Raw genomic sequence first — 23713 nt, forward strand, 5'->3', positions numbered from 1 at the left:
TGTTAGCTTTTTACCCTTTTTCCATACATTTATGCGGAAGGAGTCATACTCATTTTCGGACCAAACGATTCATACATGATATTTTCTTGGGAAATACCCATTTCAGCTAGGCCTTCTAACGCCATTTGCGTAAATGAAGAAGATCCACAAACATAATAATATGCATGTTTATCGCCGGCATATTTAGCTAGCTCTTTTTTAGTTAAGCGACCGTACGTTATATGTTCATCCTGCTGAGCTGTTTGCGCTTTACTATAGAAAACATGTTGTTCAAACGTATATCTCTCTGACAACGATTGAAGCTCTCGTTTCATTGCATGAAACTGCTCATTTTTAGCACTGTGAATAAATGTTACTTCTTGATTGTTTTCCAGAGCTTGATGAAGCATTGACATCATTGGAGTAATTCCTACACCTCCACTAATAAACACTGATTTATTATTTTCTTTTAAGACAAAGTCTCCTGCTGGAACGCTGACTTCAAGCAAGTCTCCTTCTTTCAATTGATCATGTAAATAAGTTGACACGACCCCGTCTTCCATTTGCTTTTCTTTTTTTACCGTAATTTTATAGTATGGTTGGTTTGGATAGCCAGATAAGCTGTATTGGCGAATGGATAAATATTCTTGACCAGGAATTCGTACACTCACATATTGACCTGGCAGAAAAGCAGGCAATGCTTTTTGATCAGGTGATACTAAATAAAACGAGTACACGTCTTCTGCTTCTTTTACTTTTTTATGAACCATTAATTTTTTATAATCTTTCCATCCTTTTTCTTCGGCTTCTTCATATAACTCTTGCTCCACACTTATGAATACGTCTGCAATGGCACCGTAAGCTTCTTTCCAAGCTTCCATAATCTCATCGGTAGCAGCTTCTTTTAAAACATCTTTAATTGCCTTTAGTAAGAACTCGCCGACAATTGGATAGTGCTCTGCTTTCACGCCGATACTGCGATGTTTATGGGCGATTTGCTTCACAACTGGAAGCAGCGTTTCAAGCCGATCGATATACTGTGCAGCGGCATAAACTGTATTAGCTAACGCCATTTGCTGACGTCCTGTTTTTTGATTTGTTTGGTTGAATACATTTTTTAAAGAAGGATACTGTTCAAAAAGCATTTCATAAAAACGAGTTGTGATTGCTTGACCATGCTTTTCTAAAACAGGAACTGTACTTTTTACAATAGAAATAGTTGTTTGTTTCATAACTTTCGCCTCCGAAAGATTCATTTTAAAAGATATATTTTTAATACACCTTTATAATACTCATATCCTACTTAAAAAGATATATTTTATATACATTTTTAAAGGAATGTTCACAAATTCACCCTGTCAAAAATGTGAGCATTCTTTCTGTATTTCTTAGATATAGACATGCTATTATAGATATATCAGCTGCTGATAAGAGAAGAGGTAAAAAGATGAGGCTCACACAATATACAGATTACTCACTGCGAGTTTTATTATATTTAGGCGTTCGCGATAATAATAAACTAAGCAATATAAAAGAAATTGCTGAAGCGTATAATATTTCAAAAAACCATCTTATGAAAATCATTCACGAGCTTGGAAAACTTGGCTTAATTGAAACAATCCGAGGACGAAACGGCGGTATTCGTTTAGCTCAGCTTCCAAAAGACATTAATATTGGAAAAGTGGTACGTCAAACAGAAGAAGATTTTCATATCGTTGAATGTTTTGACTGTGAAGGAAATTTCTGCATTATTAGCCCCGTCTGTAAGTTAAAAAGTGTCTTACATGAAGCCATGCAAGCCTTCATTAAGGTTTTAGATCAGTATACATTAGAAGATCTAATCCAAAACAAAGACGAATTAAACCTCCTCCTTCTATCCCAAAAAAACGAGGAATGAGTAAACTAAAATTCACCTGAAATCATTCTCGTTTTTTTAACCTTTTCCCTTTCATCATAAAATAAAAGATGTTACAATGAGGCACGTATTGGAAAGACAAGATGTCTCCATTCGAGCAGACAATGAACCTCATTCTGTTCATCCTAAAAAAATGACGAAAGGGTGTTTGAGTATGCACGTAGGAAGCAAAGGTTGGTATGTTGAGGAACTTAAGAAACGAGGAGTTCGCAACCATGAAGGCCGCAAAGTGGAAAAGTACAAAACATATGTACTTGCTAACTTGCTTGATAAACACAAAAATTAATTAACGTGTAATAAGAGAGTACACATGTGTACTCTCTTTTTTGTTCATTTAATAAGCAGCTTCTTGATAAAAATAGTTTGGTGATAATACTTTATTTTTATAAGGCTTATGAAAAATATGTGTAGTAGCTGGCGAAACCGGTGGAATTAACCACGTCCAGTTCCCAGTCACTTCGCGGCCATTTTTTTGCTCTCGTTCTTCAAACAAGTGAAATTGCTGAGCAGCCGTGTGATGGTCTACAATGCTAACGCCTTCTCGTTTAAAAGAAGAAAGCACTGCAACGTTTAATTCCACAAGAGCTTTGTCCTTCCAAAGCGTAGCATTATAATTCATGTTCAATCCCATTATAGAAGCTACTTTTGGAAGTTGATTATAGCGATGCGTGTCCGCTAAATTTCGGGCACCAATTTCAGTCCCCATGTACCATCCATTAAACGGTGCTGCGACGTACTCAATCCCTCCAATTTCTAGCTTCATATCTGAAATCATTGGGACAGCGTACCATTTTAACTGTAAGTCTTCAAATTCAGGAAGTTCTGGATGCGTAATAGCTACTTCCTTCACTAAATGTTTTGGAATCTCAAAATATCGAGGCGACTCTTCATTCACTTGCAGGACAAGAGGAAGAACATCAAAGTGAGTTCTCTCACCTTCCCATCCTAATTTTTGACAAACTTCCGTGAACGCAACAGAATCAGGGTCTCCTATCATACCATATTCCGTCTCGTACCCAGCATAGCGGATTAGCTGATGATTCCATATCCTGACCGGTTCTTTTGCCTTCATTTTTGGTTTAAACACCGTAATAGTAGGACGGATTTTCCCGTCATTTGTTGCATATTCAATATGATGAAAAAGGGCGTCTCTTACCTCTTCAACTGTGCTCGCCTCTCGCTTATCAAATACATTAAGCGATTGCCAAAATAGTCGTCCGATACATTTATTGCTGTTTCTCCAAGCCATACGAGCTCCGTGCTCTAGCTCTTCAAATGTATGATCATAATGTCCGAGTGACATAATTTGCTGATGAATTTCTTTTAATCGCTTGTTTTTATCCGCTTCGCTTTTTTCAAGCTCAGCGTAACACGTCTCTATAAATACACGTGCTTGTTCAAATAATTCTTCTTGCTTCAACGTTTGTTCCCCCCTAGAAGAACAGATTTCATTCTTTTCGTTCAAGAAAAGCAAGTTTCAGTATACCATTCTCATAGCGGAAACGCGCATCATAATGCTTTAATAACCTCTTTCAATATTAACCAAGTTAGAAGGCAATTCACCTTGCTCAACTTTTTGCAGCGTTTCAACAAAACACTCGACGGCTTCTTCAGGCGTAGTGACCGCTGAAATATGAGGTGTTATGATGATATGTGAATGATGCCACCAAGAAGATTCTTTTGTTAACGGCTCACGTTCAAACACATCTATGTATGCTTTTCGAATACGCTTTTGTTCAATAGCTCCTACTAACGCATTTTCATCTACAGTTGCACCTCGTCCAACGTTTATAAAGTATGCATTTTTAACTAAATTCATCCATTTTTGATCAAAGTAGCTTTTTGTTTCACTCGTTAGTGGCATGGTGCTAATAATCCAATCCGCTTCTTTTAACAATTCTTTTTCTTTTGAAATGGAGAAGACTTGATCAAATGAGGGCTTTTCATTTCCATTTTTAGATACGCCTATCACTCGTACACCAAAAGATTTTAAAACAGCGGCAAGACGTCCGCCGATTTCACCTGTTCCATAAATTATGACCGTTTGAGTAGAAAGCTGCTGAGGCTCTACCACTTTCCACTGCTTTTGTTTTTGCTGATGCTGAAACTGTGTGTGGTGCTGAAGTTCAGCTAGCATATAGCTAAGGCAATATTCACTGATTCGCTGACCGAATGAACAAACCGTACGTGTTAACATCACGCTCTTTTTCCAATTCCCACTTTCTAAGAACCGATCGACTCCTGCGCCGAGAGAATGAATCCATTTAAAGCTATGATCTTCAAAGCAATTCGTTGGACCGAAGGATAAAAGCGCATCAGCCCAGTTTAAATCTTCGATTGTAACGTCTTGCTCTTCCATAAACCGAAACGTCTGTGTGAGCTTCTTTTGATTGATTATCTCCTGCAGCTCTTTATACATTCTTCCTGCCACTAGTATCGTATGAATCTTCATTTCTTGTTCCCCTGCCTTTTTATTCTTCTTTTGCATACTCTATTTAAGTACTTCGGTATAACCGTTCCTTCATCATGACGGATTTTCTACATTGATATATATAGTATGAATGAAGTGAAAGGAAGACGCGAGTGAATTTTATATGACTTTCAGGCCTAGAAAACTCATATGGATTTATGTATATAAGTTCGCTATAATCGTTATGAATCAATTTGTTTATAACGAAACGTACGATAGATATTTTAAAAGAAAAGGTGTGTCAGCATGAGTGTATTAAACGTAAAAAATCTAAGCCACGGTTTTGGTGACCGTGCGATTTTTAACGATGTATCATTTCGATTGTTAAAAGGTGAACACGTCGGCTTAATTGGAGCAAACGGCGAAGGTAAATCAACATTTATGAACATCATTACAGGCAAACTAGAACCGGATGCGGGAAAAGTAGAATGGTCTAAAAAAGTGCGCGTCGGCTATTTAGATCAGCACACAGCATTAGAGCGCGGTCTTTCTATTCGTGATGTACTAAAAAGTGCTTTTCAATACCTATTTGATTTAGAAGCTCAAATGAATGGACTCTATGAGAAAATGGCCGATGTATCACCAGAAGAACTTGAAAAACTTTTAGAAGAAGTCGGTACACTTCAAGACCTCTTAACAAACAATGACTTTTATGTCATCGATGCAAAAGTTGAAGAAATTGCACGCGGATTAGGATTGGAAGATATCGGCTTAGATCGCGATGTACAGGATTTAAGCGGTGGACAGCGTACAAAAGTATTATTAGCCAAACTGTTGCTTGAAAAGCCAGAAATCCTATTACTTGATGAGCCTACAAACTACTTGGATGAACAGCATATTGAGTGGCTGCGACGCTACTTGCAAGAATATGAAAATGCCTTTATTTTAATTTCTCATGACCTTCCGTTTTTAAACAGCGTCATCAATTTGATTTATCATATGGAAAACCAAGAGTTAAATCGCTATGTAGGTGACTACGACGATTTTATGAAAGTATATGAGATGAAAAAACAGCAGCTTGAAGCAGCTTATAAAAAGCAACAGCAAGAAATGGCAGATTTAAAAGATTTCGTAGCGAGAAACAAAGCCCGTGTTTCGACACGAAATATGGCCATGTCCCGTCAAAAAAAGCTCGATAAAATGGAAGTAATTGAACTAGCTCAAGAGCGTCCAAAACCAGAGTTTAACTTTAAGAGTGCTCGTACTTCAAGCAAATTAATTTTTGAAACATCTGATTTAGTCATTGGATACGAAGAGCCGCTTTCTAAGCCATTAAATTTAAAAATGGAGCGAGGTCAAAAGATTGCCCTTGTAGGAGCAAATGGAATTGGGAAAACAACTCTTTTAAAAAGTATTTTAGGAGAAATCAAACCGATTTCAGGCTCTGTAGAAAAAGGAGATTATCAGCATATTGGCTATTTTGAACAAGAAATCAAAACGGCTAATTACAATACGTGTATTGAAGAAGTATGGAATGAGTTTCCTCACTTCACCCAATATGAGATTCGTGCAGCTCTAGCTAAATGCGGATTAACAACAAAACATATTGAAAGTAAAGTAGAAGTTTTAAGCGGTGGAGAAAAAGCAAAAGTTCGCCTATGTAAGCTGATTAACAATGAAACCAACATCCTTGTACTTGATGAGCCTACAAACCACTTGGATGTAGATGCGAAAGATGAATTGAAACGAGCTTTAAAAGAATATAAAGGAAGTATCTTAATTATTTGTCACGAACCTGAATTTTATCAAGACGTTGTCACAGACGTGTGGAACTGCGAATCTTGGACGACTAAATTATTTTAAAAAAACGGGTTAAAAGAGGCATATCTTTTAGAAAAAGTGGGAATGATAAGATTAAGTTCCCCCCCTTTGTGTGAGTAGCCATTTTTTAAATGGTTACTTTTTTTATGTATAGTCCTTTAATAAAATGGCTATATTGTATCTATACTCCCTAAACCCAAAAAGACCGCTGCAGCGATGCAGCGGTCTTTTCGTTGTCATGGCTTCATCTGTAGCCAGCTATCAAAATGATGAATAGCTATACTGCTTAGAGGATTTTCAGCTTGACACTCCGTCAGCAAAATATCCAGCTCTTGCACCATCTTTTCTTCTCCTTTAGCAGAAAAAGAAATGTATTCTCCTTCATCTGAAGCCATCGTTTCTACCCCTATTTCAATCGGAGTGGATAGTACACGTCCCCACTTGCGTTCATTTTCTGTTATTTCAGCAATACCGTTTTCTTTACCTGCGTGATTTCGGTACGCCATGATTGTGACTTCATCAGCGTACTGAATAACCCAATGCCCCAATGAACCAGAACCGCTGCTATTTTTGAATGGAACTTCGTCAAACCAAAACGGTATATCTACAGCAAGCGGCAAGTGTAACTCATGAGACTGTACAGCGGCTTGAGAAATAACATATTGATACTGCAGAATACTTTTCGCTCGATTATCTTCCCAACTTTTATACAAATAAGGCTCTACATCCAAATGAATCCCTGAAAATTGCTGTTGCTCGTCTGCTGCTGCTTGGTAAGCTGTTATCCAATTAAAAAATGCTTCCTGCTCTTCTATACCAGAAGGTCCTATCCAATAAGGAGAGCCGTCAAGTGCGTAAACACTTATGCCCTTGGCTTGTGCTTGTTGGATAAAATGCCTATATACGGAAGGTGAAAGATGAGTATCAATTTGTAAATAAACGTTTGTCACTTTTTTTTCTTGAAGCTTTTCGAGGATAGCTTCTTGGTTTAGCATCCATTTCTTTGTATCCCACACCCACGTCGACAGCGGTATATTCATCTCTGCATTCACCTTTGATCCACATCCTATTCCTTTCCCCATATTAAACAGCCATACAACCACCAGAAAAATAAGAACGCACTTGCTTTTCAAACTCTTTTTCCTCCTTTATACGAGCCAGAACTCATATAAAGAGAGTCTGACAGCTTGGCACAACTTTATGGTGAATTTCCCCCTTAAATCTGTAGCTTTTAGCAAACTCCTACTTATCAATTTTTTGCAGCTTAATCTCTATATGTTCTATCGGTTGCTTGATTTATTTCTCTATATCTTTCTTATTAAATAAATATGCCTGTTTTGGATGGTTTGGCTGATTTGGATATTTCAACTGTAATTGTCCTTTTCGTAATAGCTTTGTTAAATAATTATTACGTACTCCATCCGGCGTTCTTTCTAGTAAATAAGCAAACTCTTTAAGCATGAGCGGTTTTTCTTTACATAACTCAAGAATAATATGTTCCATCTGATTCGGCGAAAGCCGTTTTTTTTCACGAGCCAGCGCTGCAATATCCCATAGTTTCGTATCAATATTCTCCACATTCACCGAATCGGAAGAATCCTCTTCTCGCTCCTTATTATAGGAGTTACAACTATTATTAGAGGAGTTTATGTCGTTATTGTATAAGTTTATTTCATTATTATAGTAGTTATCCTCTTTATTATAGGAGTTTATGTCGTTATTATATGACCTAAACTCCTCTATTAAATTTTTATTATAGGAGTCACTGTTTTTATTATAGGAGTCACTTTCGACATCGTTTTCAGGTTTATTTTGATATTTTTCGACACCTTTAAAATTATTTCCCGAATCGGTTATGGACGTATTGTAAGTGTCTTTTTCAGAAGAACTTACCTGTCTTTCTTGAGTGGACAGAGATAACATGACCACTGTACGATGCATAGAAACATCTTGATCAATAGCCGGCGTTTTATAATGATGCAAGCTCCAATTTTGCTTTACTTTTTTCAAACCAGAGCCCGAACGTTCACATAATCCTAGTAAACTGAATAGCTTAACGATATTTGGGTTTCGAAGCTGACTAACGGTATTGCTAAAAACTGAATCTGTAGGTACTAATAAAAGACCTGGGTTAGAAAAGACGTAATGAGAAGGTTGCTTTTCTAAAATAACGCCGCCCTCGCCATTATAATCTGCATGAATAAGCATATTAATCAAAACTTCTGTTAAAGAGGAAGCGATTGACGACTGCGGTTCGCTATTGCGAACAATTTCATGAATATGAAAATAAAAATCAAAAATATTTCCTGACCACGTCCCGTCTTGAGAGGTAAAGCGCTCTGTCCATTCTTCGTTTCCTTTACTTTCCCGGTATTCTAAAAAGTATTGTGGTAAAACTTCTGTGATAATCCGTTCTTCACTGAATAAAAGCAGGCCTGCGAGTGTGACTCCTTCTTTATGGGTATCTCTCACCTTTCCCCAAGCTCCTACTTTGTATAAAAACTCCTTTGTTTCAAGCGCATTCCAAGGATGAGCTGGTTTTACTTCAGCAAACCGGTCTCGGTAGCTTTTGATCGTATCAAAATTTAATTCATTTAATCCATAGTGCTCTAGGATGAGATTATCTTGTAACATATTCAACTCTCCTATTATCTTTGTATATTTATTTAACAGCGCGAATATGCTGTTTCTTACCCCTTATTAATAACATACTAATTTTATTTATCTAGATATCGCATAGATCCTGCTTCTGTCGCCCAATCTTTTCTACATCTATATATACACCTCATCTATTCTATCATTTTTTCTTTCTTCTCTCCTTCATTTTTCAATCTCCAACACAGTCGAGTTTATTGTGTAAAAGCTGTGGATATTTACCTTTATCCACAGCTTTTACACAGACTACAAACCCTTTTCTAGCTGTTTCAATATAAATTTGTTATAATACCCTTCATAACAACGGATTAAGTGAGGGATTACGTATGGAAAAAGCTACATTTGCAGGTGGATGTTTCTGGTGCATGGTTACACCTTTTGAAGAGCTAGAAGGTATTCACGGCATTGTATCAGGATATATGGGGGGAACTGTGGATAACCCTACTTATGAGCAAGTAAAATCTGGAACAAGCGGTTACTACGAAGTGGTTCAAATTACATTTGATCCTGAAGTGTTTCCGTATAAACGTTTATTAGATCTTTATTGGCCACAAATTGATCCAACAGATGACGGAGGTCAATTCCAAGATCGCGGCTCGCAGTATCGAACAGCAATTTTTTACCATAACGATAGCCAAAAGCAGGAAGCTGAAGAGACAAAGCTAGAGGTCGCAAAAAGCGGACGTTTTAAAAAACCAATCGTGACAAGCATCCTTCCTGCCTCTGCGTTTTATGAAGCCGAGGAATATCATCAAGATTTTCATAAGAAAAATCCAGATCACTATAAAGAAGACCGCGCTAAGTCCGGTCGGGATGAATTTATTCAAGCGAATTGGAAATAATTCTTGTGTTCAAAACAAAGCCGCATAGCGTTTGCTATGCGGCTTTGTTTTACCAATTATCTGTATAAGTCGTTGTTGTTGACGGCACGCTCCAATATTGCTGCGAAGGCTGCCATGCTTTTAAAGATCCATCAGCTTTCTTCACAATTGCTTTAAATTGAACACTTTGACTGGCAGGAAAATAAACGGTTCCTCTCCAATCAGCTGTAGATGCGTTATAGGTTAATTTAATTGGATATATAGACGTATCCCACTGACCTAGCTCAGCTCTGTCTCCAACAATATAAACCGTTTCTCCAACCGTAGTTGGCGCATTTTTTACTACAACCGTTTGCGCAACTGGTGTAACGCCCAACGTATTTTTAAATTGCCCCATAAGCGTATCATTATTAATTACATCGTAGAAACGAAGCAAAGTAAATCCTGCAAAATTATAATTAAATGCCATTTCAGCTGCTTTTTTATATTGATCTTCACTGCCTATGGTTAAAGCATTTTCCCCGTTTAAAACAATTCCTTTTGCATTCGCAATACCTGCTACTTGGCGTACAAGCGTCTTTGGCATAGAATATTCCGGATAATTCCCGCTGTCCGTCATTTCTAAGCATGTAAAGGTGATATCTAATTTAGCCGTTTTAAACGCGTCCAAAAGCCCGTTATAATCATTGTATCCAGCTGGCTTTTCTGCAGCATGAGGGATCGTCGGATTATTGTACTGCCAATGGATTCCTGCCACTTTTGCACCAATTGGTACGTTAAAAGTGGCATCAAAAGCCTGATGAGCTAATTGTCCAATACGTTTTGTGTGGTCCTCCAAAGCTACTTGGTACCATGATAAGAAATCTTTTCCATAAGCCGTTGAATAACCATCTTTTAAGAACTGATAGCCATCTGATGGCGGTAAAATTTGCGATGTAGATGTTAAATTGGTTCCCCATGCCTGATTAACGCCGGCGAGTGAGCCGTATTTAGTCAAAGCATATGATTGAAACTTGCTTTTAGCAAAGTTCGTATACACCTGAAATTTCCCTCTAGAGGGATACCCTGTGCCGTCTGCTGCTGTATAAGACGGATAACGAATTTCACCTGCAGGGCCTCCTGATAAATAGATTTTAGCAATCACGTCTTTATAAGGTGCTAACGCTTGCGCAAATGCCGTGTAGAGCTCACCATATTGCTTAGAAATAACATCTGTTGCAAGCGGGCTTAGCGTTTCTTTATTTATCGTGCCCGTTTCAGATTTAAAGTACAGGCTGTCATCACTTTTTAAATTCCATACCCACGATGGAAGCGGAACGTTACAATCATCTCCTACATTACCGCCGCACTGATGAGTAGAAATGATTGGAACAATCTTTATACCTGCATTACGAGCAGCTTGAGCAAAGCGCTGCGCATAGGAAAAATCGAACTGCTGATCGCCGTTTTTCTCCATGTCTCCCCACCAGAAGTCTACTGTCACTGCATAAAATCCATTTTGTTTCGCTTTGCGTAAATCGTTCTCAAAAGCTTCCCATGTTGTATAGTCTGTTACCTTTTTTAAAGGCGCCATTAAATAGGTTTTGTAACCTGGATTCATTGATTTTCCATCTACGGCAGCCGCTCCGTTAAGTGGATTCAAAATGAAAGCGTTAACAAAAATGAACATCAAAACGAAAGCCAATCCTTTTTTACATAGCTGTTTCATATCTTCCCTCCATTTTTTCAAAATCACCTATAGGTATTCGGCAGATTTTGATTTTTTCCTTTTTCTTTTATAAAAAAAGACGCCCGGCCAGGACGCCTCCTTCATTAGTTCCAAATCTCATTCACCCATTCAGGATGGTCAATAAACGGATTGCGATTATGCTGATAATCTGAATAAATAATGTCATTTCTGCGTCGTTCTCGATCATCTACTGGATCTTGGGCGTTCCATTGAAGAAGCACAGATAATTTCCCGTGATAAGGAGCAGTGCCATTATTCACTGTGTTATTAAGTTCTAAGTCAGGCTCATCACTTACATCGCCTTCATAGCGAACGGCCATATAAAACAACATACGAGCCACGTCGCCTTTTACTTCATCTCGAGGTTCCCACGAATCACTGTCAAAATAATTTCCGAGTGCTTCGCTATGTTCCGTCCCTCCGTTATCAAAATCTAAGTTTCCTCTCGTACTGTTTACAGACACATCGGTTGGACGTAAATGATGAAGATCTGTTCCAGGTCCCATGGCTGTTCCAAAATCCCCGTGAGACTTTGCCCAGACGTGCTCACGATTCCAATCGTCCACTCCGCCTCCATTTGTACTCTTAGCCTGTGAACGCCCCGTGTAGAGCAAAATAACGTTATTTGCGTTAGCTGGATCTTCATCCGTTTTCTTTAAAGCTTCCCATACCGCTGAATACGACAGTTCTGTATGATGGTCAATAATGTTATGAAGCTCTGTCTTTAAGGTATTTCCTGTTTTTCCAGCTGCAGTACGATAATAGTCTTCTACTGGAACGGTTGGCTCTGTGGGATCTGGAGTCGGATCAGTTCCTCCTGTTTCTGTACTGATAGAAGTAACTGATTTTATTCCTGGGTGTGAAAAATAAGGAGTAAGTGTGCCCGTAACAGTAAGACTTTTCCCTTTTAACTCCGAGTGACTTTGAAGTCCAAATGTACTTCGCAAATTTGAAGGAATTTGAACGTACACCATCTTGTCTGTATTGGTTTCATTTGCACTGTCAGCAAGAGCAAGTGCATAATCGTTTGGGTAATTGCTCGTAATAACTGTAGATGTGCCTGTAGGCTGACCTACTACATATCCTTTAACCGTTTGTACACTGTTGTTTTGATTCTCAAGAGCTTGTGCAACAGATAAAAACGCGGCTGCTTGACTAACAGGAGTTAAGCTCACTAAAAGAACAAAAATAAGCAGAGACATTGCCCATGTTTTTTTACACAGAGCGTATAATTTCACTTTTTTATTCCTCCTTATGATAGGTTTGAAAACTAGTTTTCTTCCACCTCTTTATATTATTTTTTCACTGTGAATTCCCTGCCTATTTTTTGTTAAGTTTTATAGTGAAAAAGATGTATTCTTCTTTACAGTGACAGCCACTTTATGCGAAGGGTTATATTTTCAAAAGTCCACATTGGAAAAAGCATTATGTGTCTTTCTTTATATATGGTATAATCAACCGAATCGTAAAAGAGCTTATACCATTTCAGAAAATGAAATGATTTAAATAGAAATGAGGATTGTCTATGCTTAGTTTTGCCGAAAAATTAGCTATTATTTCATCGTTTCCAGAGCTGCATCGAAAAGATGTATCTTTAGGACGCGTGAATTTTCATTATGAAGAGAGCGTGTACGATAAAACGGTTGTTGTGCATCATCTGCACCCTAACGGAAATGGATTTGTATATGCAGGGTTTTTAAAAGGATATGAAACAAATGACAAAGGTCTTGTAAATATCCGTGATTATACAGCAGAAGAGCTTCGCTCAATTATTGAGGCTTCTATTGAATCTTTGTCTACCCTTCCTGATACAGCTAGAGAAGAAGCTATTGTAGGGAATGGAAATGAACAGCGCTGGAACGGCCCAGACAATGCAACGCTTTTACTTGTTCATGAAGATGACCTGTGGAATGTTTATTCTGGCTTGAATTTAGAGGCAGCATTTCTATCTTACGAAGAAGCAGAAGATTATTTGTTTGAAGAAGGCTTCCGCCGCCTGTAAATTTACGTCTATACGAAAAAACCTCGCTGTTGATTAACAGCGAGGTTTTTTCATTTTTTTACAGAAGGCTGAGGGCTAATGCGCGGTATTAAAACCGCAAATAATACAACAACCCCCACACCAATCAATAATAAATAAAACCATTGTAGGTCTGATGACTTTTCAGAAGCCGTTTGTTCTGTTCGATCTTTCTTGTAGGAAGTGTTTTTAGAAGAAAACAAGTTATATTCTTTTGCTTTCGCAGAAATCGTATTATCTTCAGCTGATGCGTTCGCGAAAAGATTTTCTTTTAAACTCTCTTTCTCTACATCCTCCTCTTTTTCAAATGTAAGATCCTTTATTTCCTCCGGAATATTTCCTACTTCCTTTTTATCTTCTAGCAAAGATTCGGGGTCTAAGTTAATGGGATCATCTTTATATACATTTGGTTTAATCTCTTCAACGTTTCCGTCATCAGCTTCAGCCGCTGCTGCTACAGGGAAACAAAGAAGTGAAAAAATAAGAACAATACTTCCAATCTTCTTATTAAGCACTATAGGTTTCATCATTTTCAACCTCTTTAGTCGTCTTTAACGCACGAATAATAGATGGCAGAACACTTAAAACGGCAGTCATCCCCAGTAATACAATAAGCGCCTGTCCAAATAGAGACTGCGTATCATATTGAATTGACATATATACTTTAGATACTGGATCTTTGTAATTAAAGTTTGGCATAGATAAGTTAAGAAGCGGGGTAATATAAAATAAAATCAACCCTACTGTCGTCACCCATCCAGCGAAGCTTCCTAATAAGAAAGCAACACGTACGAGTGTAGATGAAGCAAGCAATAAGACGATCGTAAAGATTGACCATTCCATTGCCCGGTCTCCCGATAACGAATAAATATTAAGGCTAAAGATACTTACCATTAACCCTACAATCAAATTCAATAACCCAAACAGCGTACCTTTTACAAGCATAGGTGCATGTCGGTAGTATTGACTGAAGTAGCCAATTAGTAAGCTGCTGATTAAGATAATAACCAAAATGACAACCGGGGGAACCTCTTTTACTTTTTCAGCCGGCACTTCACCGCTTACTTGAAGAGGATTTGCTAAATAATGATAAACGTAATCATTATTCTGTCCATCTACTAATGTATTATTTAACAAGCGGTATACCTGGCCTCGTACCAACTTCGTTGAATCCACGTTTTGGGCCCACTTGCTGTTAAGCGTGTCAGCCTTATCCTGAACTTCATTTACACGCTTCTGCAATTCATCTGTGTACGTGACAACATTAGCTTGTCTTTCACCTAAAGATGAAATGAGTTCGTTCATTCCCTTTAACTCTTGACCCATGCTTTGCTGCAGCGTCATTAAACCTGTTACGTCCGGAGCTTCTTTCTTTTCTAATGCTTGATCTTCACCTGCGCTAGATTGAAGCTCTTGATTCATTGCATTTGCTTTTTCTTGAATAGCTGATAGCTCTTCCATAATCGATGCTTGTTCAGCATCAACTGTTTGTCCATATTGATCAGCAAAATCTTGCACTGAACTTTGGAACTGTGCTAACTCTTCTTTTGTTAGTGACAGGTTTTGTTGGATTTGCTTACGCGCGTCTTGAGAAGAAACGGTTCCAGCTAACGCCTGCTGCAAACTTCCTTTAATAGAGTCGTTGTTAAGGACGCTGTTCTGTATGTCCGTATTTCCTACTTGAGCTAAAGTCAAATCATACTGCGATAAATCACCGTAGTACTTTAGCAGATCCTCTGCACTGCTGCTTTTAATCTTACCTGAGAATGTATTGCTCAGCTTTTCCTTGCGAGAAGCTGAAAGGTTTGGAGAAGATAAAATTTTATCTTCTTTGTTTTTAATCATCGTAATGAGACCATCAACATCCGCACTGCCTTTAGAAGGCTTTTTGCCGTCTTCTTTCAACTTTTCATTCTCTTTTTTTAATCGTTCATTTTCTTCTTGAAGCTTAGCAATTTGACTGCTCGACGACTTGGTTGCTTCTTCTAAGTCTTTCTCTGCTTTGTTTTTCTGTGCTGTCAAAGACTCAACTTCTGCTTCCAAGCTTGCAATTTTCTGCTTCAGTGCATCCGTATTTTCTCCTGAAGTTTCAGGCTGAACAGTTACATTTTGCAGCTCATCTTTGACTGCCTGTACCTGTGTTTTCAGATTAGCCACTTTTTCAAGCGCACTTTTCACAGCATTGGATGTGCCTGATGTATCAGGTGTATCCGGTGTTTCAGGCGTTTCCGTGCCCTCAGGTGTCTCAGGTGCTTCAGGCGCTTGGGGTGTTTCACTCGTCATGCCTTGAAGCTGCTTTTCTAAATCATCAAGCCCTTTTGATATATCATCAAGCTTTGCTGTTTGCTGAGATAAATCCACTTGAATTGGTTCTGACGTTCCTCCGCCCTGATTAGAATCTGGCTGAGTTCCATCATCTTCTCCAGGATCCGTCGGCGTCTCTCCACCTTGATTAGGATCTGGCTGAGTTCCGTCACCTTCTCCAGGGTCCGTTGGCGTCTCTCCGTCTTGATTAGGATCTGGCTGAGTTCCATCACTTTCCCCTGGATCCGTTGAGCCCCCGCCGCCATCATTTGATGAAGCTGTCTCTAGCTGCGCACGAAGCGGCTTTAACTTACTTTCAATTTGGTTTAGGGTTGTTTGCTCAGACTGCTGTTTGTATGAACTGATGATTTGGCCGTTCAAATCTTGCAGAGCTTTTTCTTGTTCACTGACGTTATCTGCTTGTTGATCTCCAAGTTCTCCAACGGCTTTTTGATTTTCATCCAGCTGCTGTTGAATGGAAGACAAACCACTAAATACTTGATTGGCCTGCTCATTAAAATTTTGCTTAGAGCTTGGCTGATTAGATTCAAGGGAAGACAACCCTTGTTGAATCGCAGCGACGCTTTGAGCCTGCGTTTTTTCAAGCATTTGTTTCTGTGTTTCTTGATATGTTTGATATTGATTTACATATTCAATAAAGTTATTTAAATTCTTTTCAACCTGTTCTACGTCGCCTTGTCTGTCGCTAGAACCTTTTTCTGCTTTATTTACATTATCTTGGATTTGCTGAAGAATTTTCTTTTGATCATTTAATTCACCTGCTAAATCTTTTGAATTCGGTTTATAAAAAGCGACCATTGTTTTTTGAAAGGCGATTTCTTTATTTAGAATTTTATCGAACTGTCCGCGTACCTTATCCACTTCCTGTGATACATAACTCCAGTACAAAGAGGACATTTCATTATTAACCTTTGTAGTAGCATCTTCTAATTCCCCTACTACTTTTTCCTTATTAACTGCGTTAAGCTGGCTTTGAACTTTGTATTCCAAAGTAGCTTTTTCTGGCTTTTTTTCCTGATACGATAAAATATTTTGTGAGAAAGTCGAGGGAATATAGATAACCGCATCATATTTCCCATTCTGTAAACCGCTTGTAGCCGCGCTTCGTCCAAGCACGGTCCATTGATAATCCGACCCCTCCTGTAAAAGAGGAGTCACTTTTTCTCCAAATTCTATCGCTTTTTCACTGTTTTCTTTTACTCCATTATCTTCGTTAACAACCGCAATCGTTCTTGTTGAGTTTTCTGTGACTTGCAGCGGGTTGTCTCCAATATACTGAAAAAAGAAAGAAGGAAGAGCCAAGATTAAAACAACAGCTAATATGACTTTAAGTGTATACTTACGCTGTTCGGTCATGTTAAGATCTTCCTTTCACTTACACATAGCGGGATTTGAATTCTTGTTTCTTTTCCACTTTTAATATAATAACCGAAGCCAGGGTTAACGTCGGCTTCTTTTCGGTCATAAGGAAGTGTAAATAAGCTTTGCTCTGTTTTCTTCATCAACAACACAGCTTGGCCAATTTGCTTCACTTCTGTTGTTAACGCGTCAAATCCTTTTGAAAACTCATTGTTGTTCCCTGCAACAATCAAGTTAAAGCCGAGGTGGCTATAATTTTTCATCAATTTTGTAATGCGATCCTGCAAGACACTGTCTAAGTTTTGCTGGAATCGTACAAATCCGTCTACTACAAGCATGATCGGGGCGAATGAAAGGCCGTGTACGGTTCCTTCCTGCACTGCTTCCAAATACTTATTTTCACGTCGCTGCAATCGTTCTTCGGTTAGGTCAAGCCAGTCGACGATCTGTTCTTTTGTTTCCATGTAAACAACTTGCTCTTCAGCTGCATAGCTTGATAAACCACGGTCAACCGAATCAAATAATCCGATTTGCTTCACGCCTTGTTCAAGCGCTGTTTGCAGTATGACTTTCACTACATTTGTCTTTCCTTTTTGCGTCTGCCCCATGACGATACAATGCTTATTTTTCATAAAGTTCATATGCACCGGTCGAACAAACTCTTCATCTAATCCAAGAGGAATAACTCCTTTTTCGCGAATAACTCTTCTGTCTGTCATAAACTCAGCAAGTACAAGTTTCGATGACAGCATTGGCACCGGCTCCGGAAGAATAGCACCAGCATATTGATTCTTTAATCGTTGAATGTGCAGCTTAACTGCATCAAAAATTTCAAAATCATCTTTTCCTTCCGCAGGTAAAAACAGCTGTACAAAATAAGGTTGATCCGTTTTGATAATAGCCCGGCCTGGAATAGACTCTAGCGCATACGGCGTACGTCCTAAAATAGAATACGCTTCTGAATGATCCATTAAGTAATGAACCACCTTCGTTTTCAAGTTATTCATAAGTGACTGACGAATAGAATTCACGCGCGTCGCGGTAAAGATCATATAAATTCCTAAAGACTGGCCGTCACGCACAAGCTGTGTGAACTGCATTTCTAGATCTTGCATTTCTTCTTTGACAAGATCAAAATTATCAATCGTGATAAAAATTAGAGGAAGCTCTTCTGAACTTAGAGCATTATACATTTTAATATTGCTAACTTCATGCTGTTGAAATAACTGCTTTCGCCTTGCGATTTCTTGTTTGATAATGGTCATGAATTTTTCAATTTTACGCATTTGATCCATTAAGAAATAATCCGCCGTATGAGGCAGCTGACGAAGCGGCAGCAGCGTACCGTTCCCAAAGTCAAAAATGTAATAATGAAGCTGCTCTGGGCTCTGTCTTTCAGCTAGACTAAGAAGCAACATCATGACTGTAAACGATTTACCGTATCCTGACGAACCAAATATACCAATGTTTCCATCGTCCATCAGCTGATAGTTATATACCGTTTGACTTTGCTTTTCAGGTTCATCAATTAAGCCAATTGGGAATACGCCGTCTCGCTTCTCTTTGTACTCACTGCGAAGCAATCTCTCTTTAAGAGGCGGCAGCCATGGACTATTTAATTTTTTGATACCTAATTCCTGCTGCGTTTGTTCGATTTTTTGCACCACAACATCAATTTCTGCTTCCGCTTGTTTGGATGACGTCTGCTGAGTAGATACATCAGATAAAGGAATCAACCCGAGATCTGTTACAATGGCTACTTCATCTTCAGCCCCATACGTATCTTCCATGTACGGCGCGCCGCTCCAAGCTGACTGAAACAGTTCATACACTTCATTATTTCCAACCTGCAGATAGCCTCGACCCGTCACCGTAATAGAAGCAGCATCCGCATTTTTTAAGATTTCTTTACTATCAGCGGCATCTTGGACTTTTAACGCTACTTTAAAGCGGGCATTACTCCAAATTTGATCGTCAATAACACCGCCTGGCTTTTGTGTTGCTAAAATTAAATGAACGCCTAGACTACGTCCAATTCGCGCCGCGCTGACTAATTCGCGAATGAACTCTGGTTCTTCACTTTTTAACTCAGCAAATTCATCCGAGATTAAGAATAAGTGAGGCAGAGGTTCTTCTGCCATACCTTGCTTATATAAATCTGTATAATCATTAATATGATTGACTTCATATCTATCAAACAAGCGTTGGCGTCGCTTTAATTCACTTTTAATAGAAGCTAAGGCTCTTGTACTAAAATTCTTACTTCCTTCAATATTTGTAATGGTTCCAAGCAGGTGAGGCATGTTCTTAAACGGCTGAGCCATTCCTCCGCCCTTATAGTCAATCAATAAAAATGCGACTTCATGGGGGTGGAAATTCACCGCTAGAGAAAGAATGTACGTTTGTAAAAATTCACTTTTCCCTGACCCCGTCGTACCTGCAAGCAATCCATGAGGGCCGTGAGCTTTTTCGTGAAGATTTAGTTCAACAATATCTTCTTTTCCTTTTAAACCAATGGGAACTGCTAGCGACTTAGCTGATTCATTGCTCTGCCACCTTTGTACGATATCCAATTCACCAATTTCTCTTGCTTTAAATAATTCTAAGAATGAAACGCTATTTGGAATTGAGTTGGTCATACCAACTTGGTGATCCAATGTCCGCAGCATCCTTGCAAATCTTTCATTATAATCAAGCGTGTGTTTATCAAGCTGAAATGGAATATTCACAGCTTTTTGCTTTTGAATTAATATATCCCCTTCGGATTCGTTAATATAACGAACGAGTGTGTGAACATGCTCCGTTAAGCTTTCCTTTGTCTCTGCCGCAAATATTGCAGAGAACCCAAGGTGAGGGTGATATCCTTCTAAATACTCTAAGATAACATGATCTGCAATTAACTGCTGATTCGTAATAATAAAAACAAAGTGAGGCAGGAAAACCCCTTCTCCTTTTGCTTCATCTAAATCGCGTTCTCTCAGCATTTCATAAATAGAAGATAGAAGCTGATCTCTCGTTTTTTCATTATAGATGAAACCTTTCGCAAAAGAATGCGGAAGCTGAAAATGAGGAAGCCATTTCATCCATTCCCACTCTTTATATTCTTCTTCATCAAAAATGAATACGAACCTTACGTCATGATAACTGTGGGAAAATGCCAGCTGCCCTACAAGCTGATGCAGTTCATTCTTCACCGTTTTCATCTTTCCTACCAGACCGATAGAGCCTAAACCTAAATGAGCGGTAACAGGGGCATTTTTGACTTCTCGATAGACCTTCTCCATGTGCTGAGACTGCTCAAGCAAATCATCAATTTCTCGATTAGCCATATCTCCGCTATTTAGCGAAATTTGGTAGCTTCCAGGAACTGTTCCTGTCCCAAGACGCACCTGTAAGAAATCACTGCTTTCTACAGTTCGTTCCCAAATTCGATCAGAAATCTGTTCTGTTAAATATTTCATTCGTTCAAACGTCGGAAAATGATAAGATAATACATCTCGTTGAACTGATACTAGTTCTTGTAATTCCTCGCGCTTGTTTTCTAGATACTTTGTATAGATTCGACGACGACGCTCCTGCCGCTTCTTGCGCTGTTTTTTATCTTTGAAATATTGAACAGTAGATACAATCAGCGTGGTCGTAAACATCATGACAGATATAATAATAAAAATTCCCCTGGGCTGAATAATCGATACCGTACCCATGACTAAAAGCATGACTAATGGGGGTAAAATGGTAAGCCATAAGCTTCGGTTATTTTCATCATTATCTTGAGACGGAAAGGACAAGCTCACCTTATCATTAGGCAAATCATAGATCATGCGCGGTGTCCGTCTATAAACCGGGTACTTCTTTTTCATTTCAGAAATAGGTTGCGCCGTAGCCGGAAGCTTAGATGCATAATCATAGTAGCTTTGAATCTTCAGCAAATCTTTTTCGATCAATTGAATCGTCATAGAAGACCATAAAATAAGATCTCCGGGCTGAAGGTTCTTATTCTCTTCTATTCGGTGTCCATTAAGATAAAGCGGTTCTTGGTTATAAAAGACCTTCCACTTCCCGTTTATCTTTGATAAGTAAAATCCTTTTTTTGGCTCTACTACACACTTTTCTTTCTGCTGATACACATCAGCTGCTTCATCACTTGTGGAAAACGAGACTTCTGATCCGTAATCAATATAATAGACAGCTTCTTTAACAGCCGTCTCTGTAAGGGCAAAGGTTAAAGCCTGTCCTTGTTCTCGCCATACAAACGACTCAGAAACAGATAGCTCTGCTATCCTTTCTTCTCCGTAGGAAATCAAGAGCCGGCCGTTCTTTTCAGATGACAGCGTCATTTGCCCTTTCTCGAACGGATAGGAAAAAGTAAACGTTTGATGCTGAGTGTTTCCAACCGTTGCTTGGCGAAAGGTTTTAAAATCTATAGGCAGCTGCTGATACGTTTGCCCACTAACTATCCAAAGCATATTCATACAACTACCTCCCTACTTCGATTGATCTTCCTGCTGTTTTTTCTGCTCTTCTTGTTTCTTTTTCTCAGCTTCTGCAGCTTTCTGTTCTTCTTCCTGCTGCTTGGCCGCCTGTTCTTCCTCAGCCTGTTTCTCTTCTTGCTGCTTGGCTGCTTCCGCTTCTTGCTGGTCATTTTCTTTCTTGAATTCTTCAAGTTCGTTTGCTACTTTATCAAGCTCTTCTTGCTTTTTATCAGCCGCTAAATCGTTGTCTGTCTTTAGCTGACCTTCGTATTTCATTAATGCATAGATAATTAACGAACGTTCTTCTAACAACCTGCTCACTTCTAAAGCTTTTTTGTTGTCTCCTCGGCCAATGTAAAACCAATAGGCAAAGTACTGAGGATCTGACTGAAGCGTAATAGCCTTTAAAGCATTTGCCTTTTGCTCCTCTCCTAACTTTTCATTAACAAGATAGGAGGTTGCTATTTCGTATTGCACAATTTTAGGCATGCTTTCAATGTCATAATCTTCAAGTTTGTCGACCACTTTGCTGTAGTTTTTTTCAAGAAAGTATTCGTTACTTTCTACAAATGCTTCTTGTTTCGGCTGCGCAAAAAAGTAAGAGTAAAACGTATAAATAAGAGCTGGAATTAATAAAACAAGTATACCCACAGATGAAAACTTAAAAATGGTCCAGCGTTTTTGAGGAAGTTGAACGAGTGTCTTTTGATGCTTTTCAATTTGGGTTAGCTTATGCTGAACAAATTGACTCAACTCTTCCTCATTGCTGATATGCATTATTTTTTTAGCGTCTTCTTTTAATTGCAAGGTCTCATACAACTTAAAATATTGTTCAAATGTATGCGATGAGTCAACGGCCGCTGCTATCGTAGCTTTTAACTCTTGAAAGCTTTGTTCCTCGTTAGGCTCATAAGGAGGTAAACTTTCTTTCACTCCATAATGTAAAAAAGCAGGACTTAAACTTTTATCAAAAATGATATTTTCTGGACAAATCAACAAATGCAGTCTTGAAAAAGAATGCTGCTTTACCTGTTTGATAAGCTGATCTGCAAACAGCCACTTTTGCTGTTCTTCTTTTCCTCTTAATGCTGTAAAAGGTTGAAATTCAGAGGTAGGCTTAATTGCTATTTTAAGTTCATCATCGCTCATCATGATTTCTTTTTGAAAAGTCGTGTTTACATCCTTTAACATTTCAATTTCAACAGAACGATTAAGTCGAATTTTTTCTTTTTGAAAAACAAATGTATATTCATTATTATGACGTGTCATTACAGCTTCGAGCTGTTCTTCTAAGTAAGTCGGTTTCTTCTCTGACATTCTAATAGACTCCTTTAGAGAATTTCGATACAATCACCTGTGGTAATTCCGCAGTTAATCATCGTCTCATTTCCCGAGAAAATAAGATTTTTATTTGAAACACGTATCCACGCACCGTCCTTTGGTGATTGAGTAATCTTTTTAGCTTGCCAAACGATCTCGACTACTTTTTTGAGTGAATGATAGTTTGAAAGTCGCAAATCGAACCGATCACCTGTATAGTGCTTTAAGTCTACTGTTACTTCTATATACATAGGGTTTCATCACCTCAAAACATAGAAAAAGCGCCTTCATCTTTTGAGAATAGGGCGCTCCTTTTATTACTTCACTTAGATTATTAGATGAAGTTAACCGCGGATTTGGCTAGCGATTTGGTTATCTGTATCTTCAAGAACATTTGCAGAGTCATCTAATTGCTTAGCAATCTTTGTAAGTAGGTTAGACATTTCAACGAAAGAAGGCTTTAATTCTTCGTATTGAGCAGCAAACGCTTCGCTCGAAGCACCTTCCCACATGTCTTGAAGTTGATTTTTCATTGTATCAAGACGGCTTACTAATTCTTGAACTTGACCGCTTTCATTAGTATATCGACCTGCCATGTCGCGAAGCTCTGCTGGTGTTACGCGAATAATTCCTGACATACATATCTCTCCTTCGGTTTATATATTTACTATTATTGTAAGAAACTCTAGTGATAAGGTCAAAGGTTACTTGCAAAAGCCTCCAAAAATGAGAATATGTATCTACAAATACCCCTAAAAAATGCAAATAAAACCTGCATAACCAAGATTTTGTTCTCATCCAAACCTTTTACATCTGATCTATAGGTACCTATTTAAAGGAAAATAAAAACTATAAGACTATTAAATTACATTTTTATTCATTATCTA

At 38.5% G+C, this 23713-nt stretch carries 18 protein-coding genes; 5 read left to right on the top strand and 13 right to left on the bottom strand.

The genetic code is table 11. The features are described from left to right. Window positions 1-29: 29 nt before the first annotated feature. Complete coding sequence (gene hmpA, locus ACO1DI_RS17890) at window positions 30-1211, bottom strand: NO-inducible flavohemoprotein (protein ID WP_243555733.1); 1182 nt, start codon at window positions 1209-1211, stop codon at window positions 30-32. A 215-nt stretch (window positions 1212-1426) separates the two neighbouring features. Here hmpA and ACO1DI_RS17895 point away from each other — a divergent pair, with 215 nt between their 5' ends. Both ACO1DI_RS17895 and ACO1DI_RS17900 read left to right on the top strand, forming a co-directional pair. After that, on the top strand, window positions 1427-1876 hold the full coding sequence (locus ACO1DI_RS17895) for an Rrf2 family transcriptional regulator (protein WP_013055121.1): 450 nt from the start codon (window positions 1427-1429) through the stop codon (window positions 1874-1876). Window positions 1877-2048: 172 nt separating this feature from the next. Then, the gene (locus ACO1DI_RS17900) at window positions 2049-2180 is read left to right on the top strand and encodes a YflJ family protein (protein WP_016762840.1); all 132 of its coding nucleotides are present in this window, start codon (window positions 2049-2051) and stop codon (window positions 2178-2180) included. A 48-nt stretch (window positions 2181-2228) separates the two neighbouring features. Here ACO1DI_RS17900 and ACO1DI_RS17905 read toward each other — a convergent pair whose 3' ends face one another. Continuing rightward, window positions 2229-3314: a nitric oxide synthase oxygenase gene (locus tag ACO1DI_RS17905; RefSeq protein ID WP_014461861.1), complete on the bottom strand. Its 1086-nt coding sequence runs from the start codon at window positions 3312-3314 to the stop codon at window positions 2229-2231. Between the two features lie 99 nt (window positions 3315-3413). Beyond that, entirely contained in the window at window positions 3414-4346 is a 933-nt protein-coding gene (locus tag ACO1DI_RS17910; RefSeq protein WP_042992360.1) for a D-2-hydroxyacid dehydrogenase, read from the bottom strand. 264 nt (window positions 4347-4610) lie between these two features. On the opposite strand from ACO1DI_RS17910, the gene ACO1DI_RS17915 reads away from it, so the two are divergent. Next, on the top strand, window positions 4611-6167 hold the full coding sequence (locus tag ACO1DI_RS17915) for an ABC-F family ATP-binding cassette domain-containing protein (protein ID WP_014461863.1): 1557 nt from the start codon (window positions 4611-4613) through the stop codon (window positions 6165-6167). Between the two features lie 194 nt (window positions 6168-6361). On the opposite strand, the gene ACO1DI_RS17920 is transcribed toward ACO1DI_RS17915, so the two are convergent. Together ACO1DI_RS17920 and ACO1DI_RS17925 are read right to left on the bottom strand one after the other, a co-directional pair. Further along, the gene (locus ACO1DI_RS17920; protein ID WP_423145509.1) at window positions 6362-7258 is read right to left on the bottom strand and encodes an amidase; all 897 of its coding nucleotides are present in this window, start codon (window positions 7256-7258) and stop codon (window positions 6362-6364) included. 163 nt (window positions 7259-7421) lie between these two features. Further along, entirely contained in the window at window positions 7422-8759 is a 1338-nt protein-coding gene (locus ACO1DI_RS17925; RefSeq protein ID WP_423145510.1) for an ATP-binding protein, read from the bottom strand. A gap of 347 nt (window positions 8760-9106) precedes the next feature. Here ACO1DI_RS17925 and msrA point away from each other — a divergent pair, with 347 nt between their 5' ends. Beyond that, a complete protein-coding gene (gene msrA / locus ACO1DI_RS17930; RefSeq protein WP_115652957.1) occupies window positions 9107-9622 on the top strand; it encodes a peptide-methionine (S)-S-oxide reductase MsrA in 516 nt (171 codons plus the stop codon). Window positions 9623-9671: 49 nt separating this feature from the next. Here the strand turns inward: msrA and ACO1DI_RS17935 are convergent, their stop codons facing one another. Continuing rightward, window positions 9672-11309, bottom strand: coding sequence for a family 14 glycosylhydrolase (locus tag ACO1DI_RS17935; protein ID WP_116741704.1), 1638 nt, complete (start codon window positions 11307-11309; stop codon window positions 9672-9674). A gap of 104 nt (window positions 11310-11413) precedes the next feature. After that, window positions 11414-12568, bottom strand: coding sequence for an endonuclease (locus ACO1DI_RS17940; protein ID WP_140451856.1), 1155 nt, complete (start codon window positions 12566-12568; stop codon window positions 11414-11416). Window positions 12569-12855: 287 nt separating this feature from the next. Here ACO1DI_RS17940 and ACO1DI_RS17945 point away from each other — a divergent pair, with 287 nt between their 5' ends. Beyond that, window positions 12856-13332, top strand: a complete 477-nt coding sequence (locus tag ACO1DI_RS17945) for a hypothetical protein (protein ID WP_423145511.1) — start codon at window positions 12856-12858, stop codon at window positions 13330-13332. 50 nt (window positions 13333-13382) lie between these two features. Here ACO1DI_RS17945 and essA read toward each other — a convergent pair whose 3' ends face one another. The 6 genes from essA to ACO1DI_RS17975 form a co-directional block, all read right to left on the bottom strand. Beyond that, window positions 13383-13880, bottom strand: coding sequence for a type VII secretion protein EssA (gene essA, locus ACO1DI_RS17950; RefSeq protein ID WP_014461870.1), 498 nt, complete (start codon window positions 13878-13880; stop codon window positions 13383-13385). Next, window positions 13858-17031 (bottom strand): type VII secretion protein EsaA, encoded by a 3174-nt coding sequence (gene esaA / locus ACO1DI_RS17955; RefSeq protein WP_423145512.1) that lies wholly within the window; start codon window positions 17029-17031, stop codon window positions 13858-13860. The genes essA and esaA overlap by 23 nt, the downstream gene beginning before the upstream one ends. Next, entirely contained in the window at window positions 17028-21506 is a 4479-nt protein-coding gene (essC, locus tag ACO1DI_RS17960) for a type VII secretion protein EssC (RefSeq protein ID WP_423145513.1), read from the bottom strand. The genes esaA and essC overlap by 4 nt, the downstream gene beginning before the upstream one ends. Window positions 21507-21518: 12 nt before the next feature. Continuing rightward, entirely contained in the window at window positions 21519-22823 is a 1305-nt protein-coding gene (essB, locus tag ACO1DI_RS17965) for a type VII secretion protein EssB (RefSeq protein ID WP_182421561.1), read from the bottom strand. A 14-nt stretch (window positions 22824-22837) separates the two neighbouring features. Continuing rightward, a complete protein-coding gene (locus ACO1DI_RS17970) occupies window positions 22838-23077 on the bottom strand; it encodes an EsaB/YukD family protein (protein ID WP_013055106.1) in 240 nt (79 codons plus the stop codon). Between the two features lie 93 nt (window positions 23078-23170). After that, window positions 23171-23464, bottom strand: a complete 294-nt coding sequence (locus ACO1DI_RS17975) for a WXG100 family type VII secretion target (protein WP_013055105.1) — start codon at window positions 23462-23464, stop codon at window positions 23171-23173. Between the last annotated feature and the right edge of the window lie 249 nt (window positions 23465-23713).

Source organism: Priestia sp. 40 (assembly GCF_049368575.1).
Lineage (GTDB): Bacteria > Bacillota > Bacilli > Bacillales > Bacillaceae_H > Priestia > Priestia zanthoxyli.

What these genes read in the sequence shown, in the direction of transcription:
- ACO1DI_RS17945 (WP_423145511.1), top strand. Translation starts at nt 12,856, where the DNA reads ATGCTTAGTTTTGCCGAAAAATTAGCTATTATTTCATCGTTTCCAGAG.
- esaA (WP_423145512.1), bottom strand. Translation starts at nt 17,031, where the DNA reads ATGACCGAACAGCGTAAGTATACACTTAAAGTCATATTAGCTGTTGTT.
- ACO1DI_RS17895 (WP_013055121.1), top strand. Translation starts at nt 1,427, where the DNA reads ATGAGGCTCACACAATATACAGATTACTCACTGCGAGTTTTATTATAT.
- ACO1DI_RS17910 (WP_042992360.1), bottom strand. Translation starts at nt 4,346, where the DNA reads ATGAAGATTCATACGATACTAGTGGCAGGAAGAATGTATAAAGAGCTG.
- ACO1DI_RS17975 (WP_013055105.1), bottom strand. Translation starts at nt 23,464, where the DNA reads ATGTCAGGAATTATTCGCGTAACACCAGCAGAGCTTCGCGACATGGCA.
- ACO1DI_RS17925 (WP_423145510.1), bottom strand. Translation starts at nt 8,759, where the DNA reads ATGTTACAAGATAATCTCATCCTAGAGCACTATGGATTAAATGAATTA.
- essB (WP_182421561.1), bottom strand. Translation starts at nt 22,823, where the DNA reads ATGTCAGAGAAGAAACCGACTTACTTAGAAGAACAGCTCGAAGCTGTA.
- essC (WP_423145513.1), bottom strand. Translation starts at nt 21,506, where the DNA reads ATGAATATGCTTTGGATAGTTAGTGGGCAAACGTATCAGCAGCTGCCT.
- hmpA (WP_243555733.1), bottom strand. Translation starts at nt 1,211, where the DNA reads ATGAAACAAACAACTATTTCTATTGTAAAAAGTACAGTTCCTGTTTTA.
- essA (WP_014461870.1), bottom strand. Translation starts at nt 13,880, where the DNA reads ATGATGAAACCTATAGTGCTTAATAAGAAGATTGGAAGTATTGTTCTT.
- msrA (WP_115652957.1), top strand. Translation starts at nt 9,107, where the DNA reads ATGGAAAAAGCTACATTTGCAGGTGGATGTTTCTGGTGCATGGTTACA.
- ACO1DI_RS17915 (WP_014461863.1), top strand. Translation starts at nt 4,611, where the DNA reads ATGAGTGTATTAAACGTAAAAAATCTAAGCCACGGTTTTGGTGACCGT.
- ACO1DI_RS17935 (WP_116741704.1), bottom strand. Translation starts at nt 11,309, where the DNA reads ATGAAACAGCTATGTAAAAAAGGATTGGCTTTCGTTTTGATGTTCATT.
- ACO1DI_RS17970 (WP_013055106.1), bottom strand. Translation starts at nt 23,077, where the DNA reads ATGTATATAGAAGTAACAGTAGACTTAAAGCACTATACAGGTGATCGG.
- ACO1DI_RS17900 (WP_016762840.1), top strand. Translation starts at nt 2,049, where the DNA reads ATGCACGTAGGAAGCAAAGGTTGGTATGTTGAGGAACTTAAGAAACGA.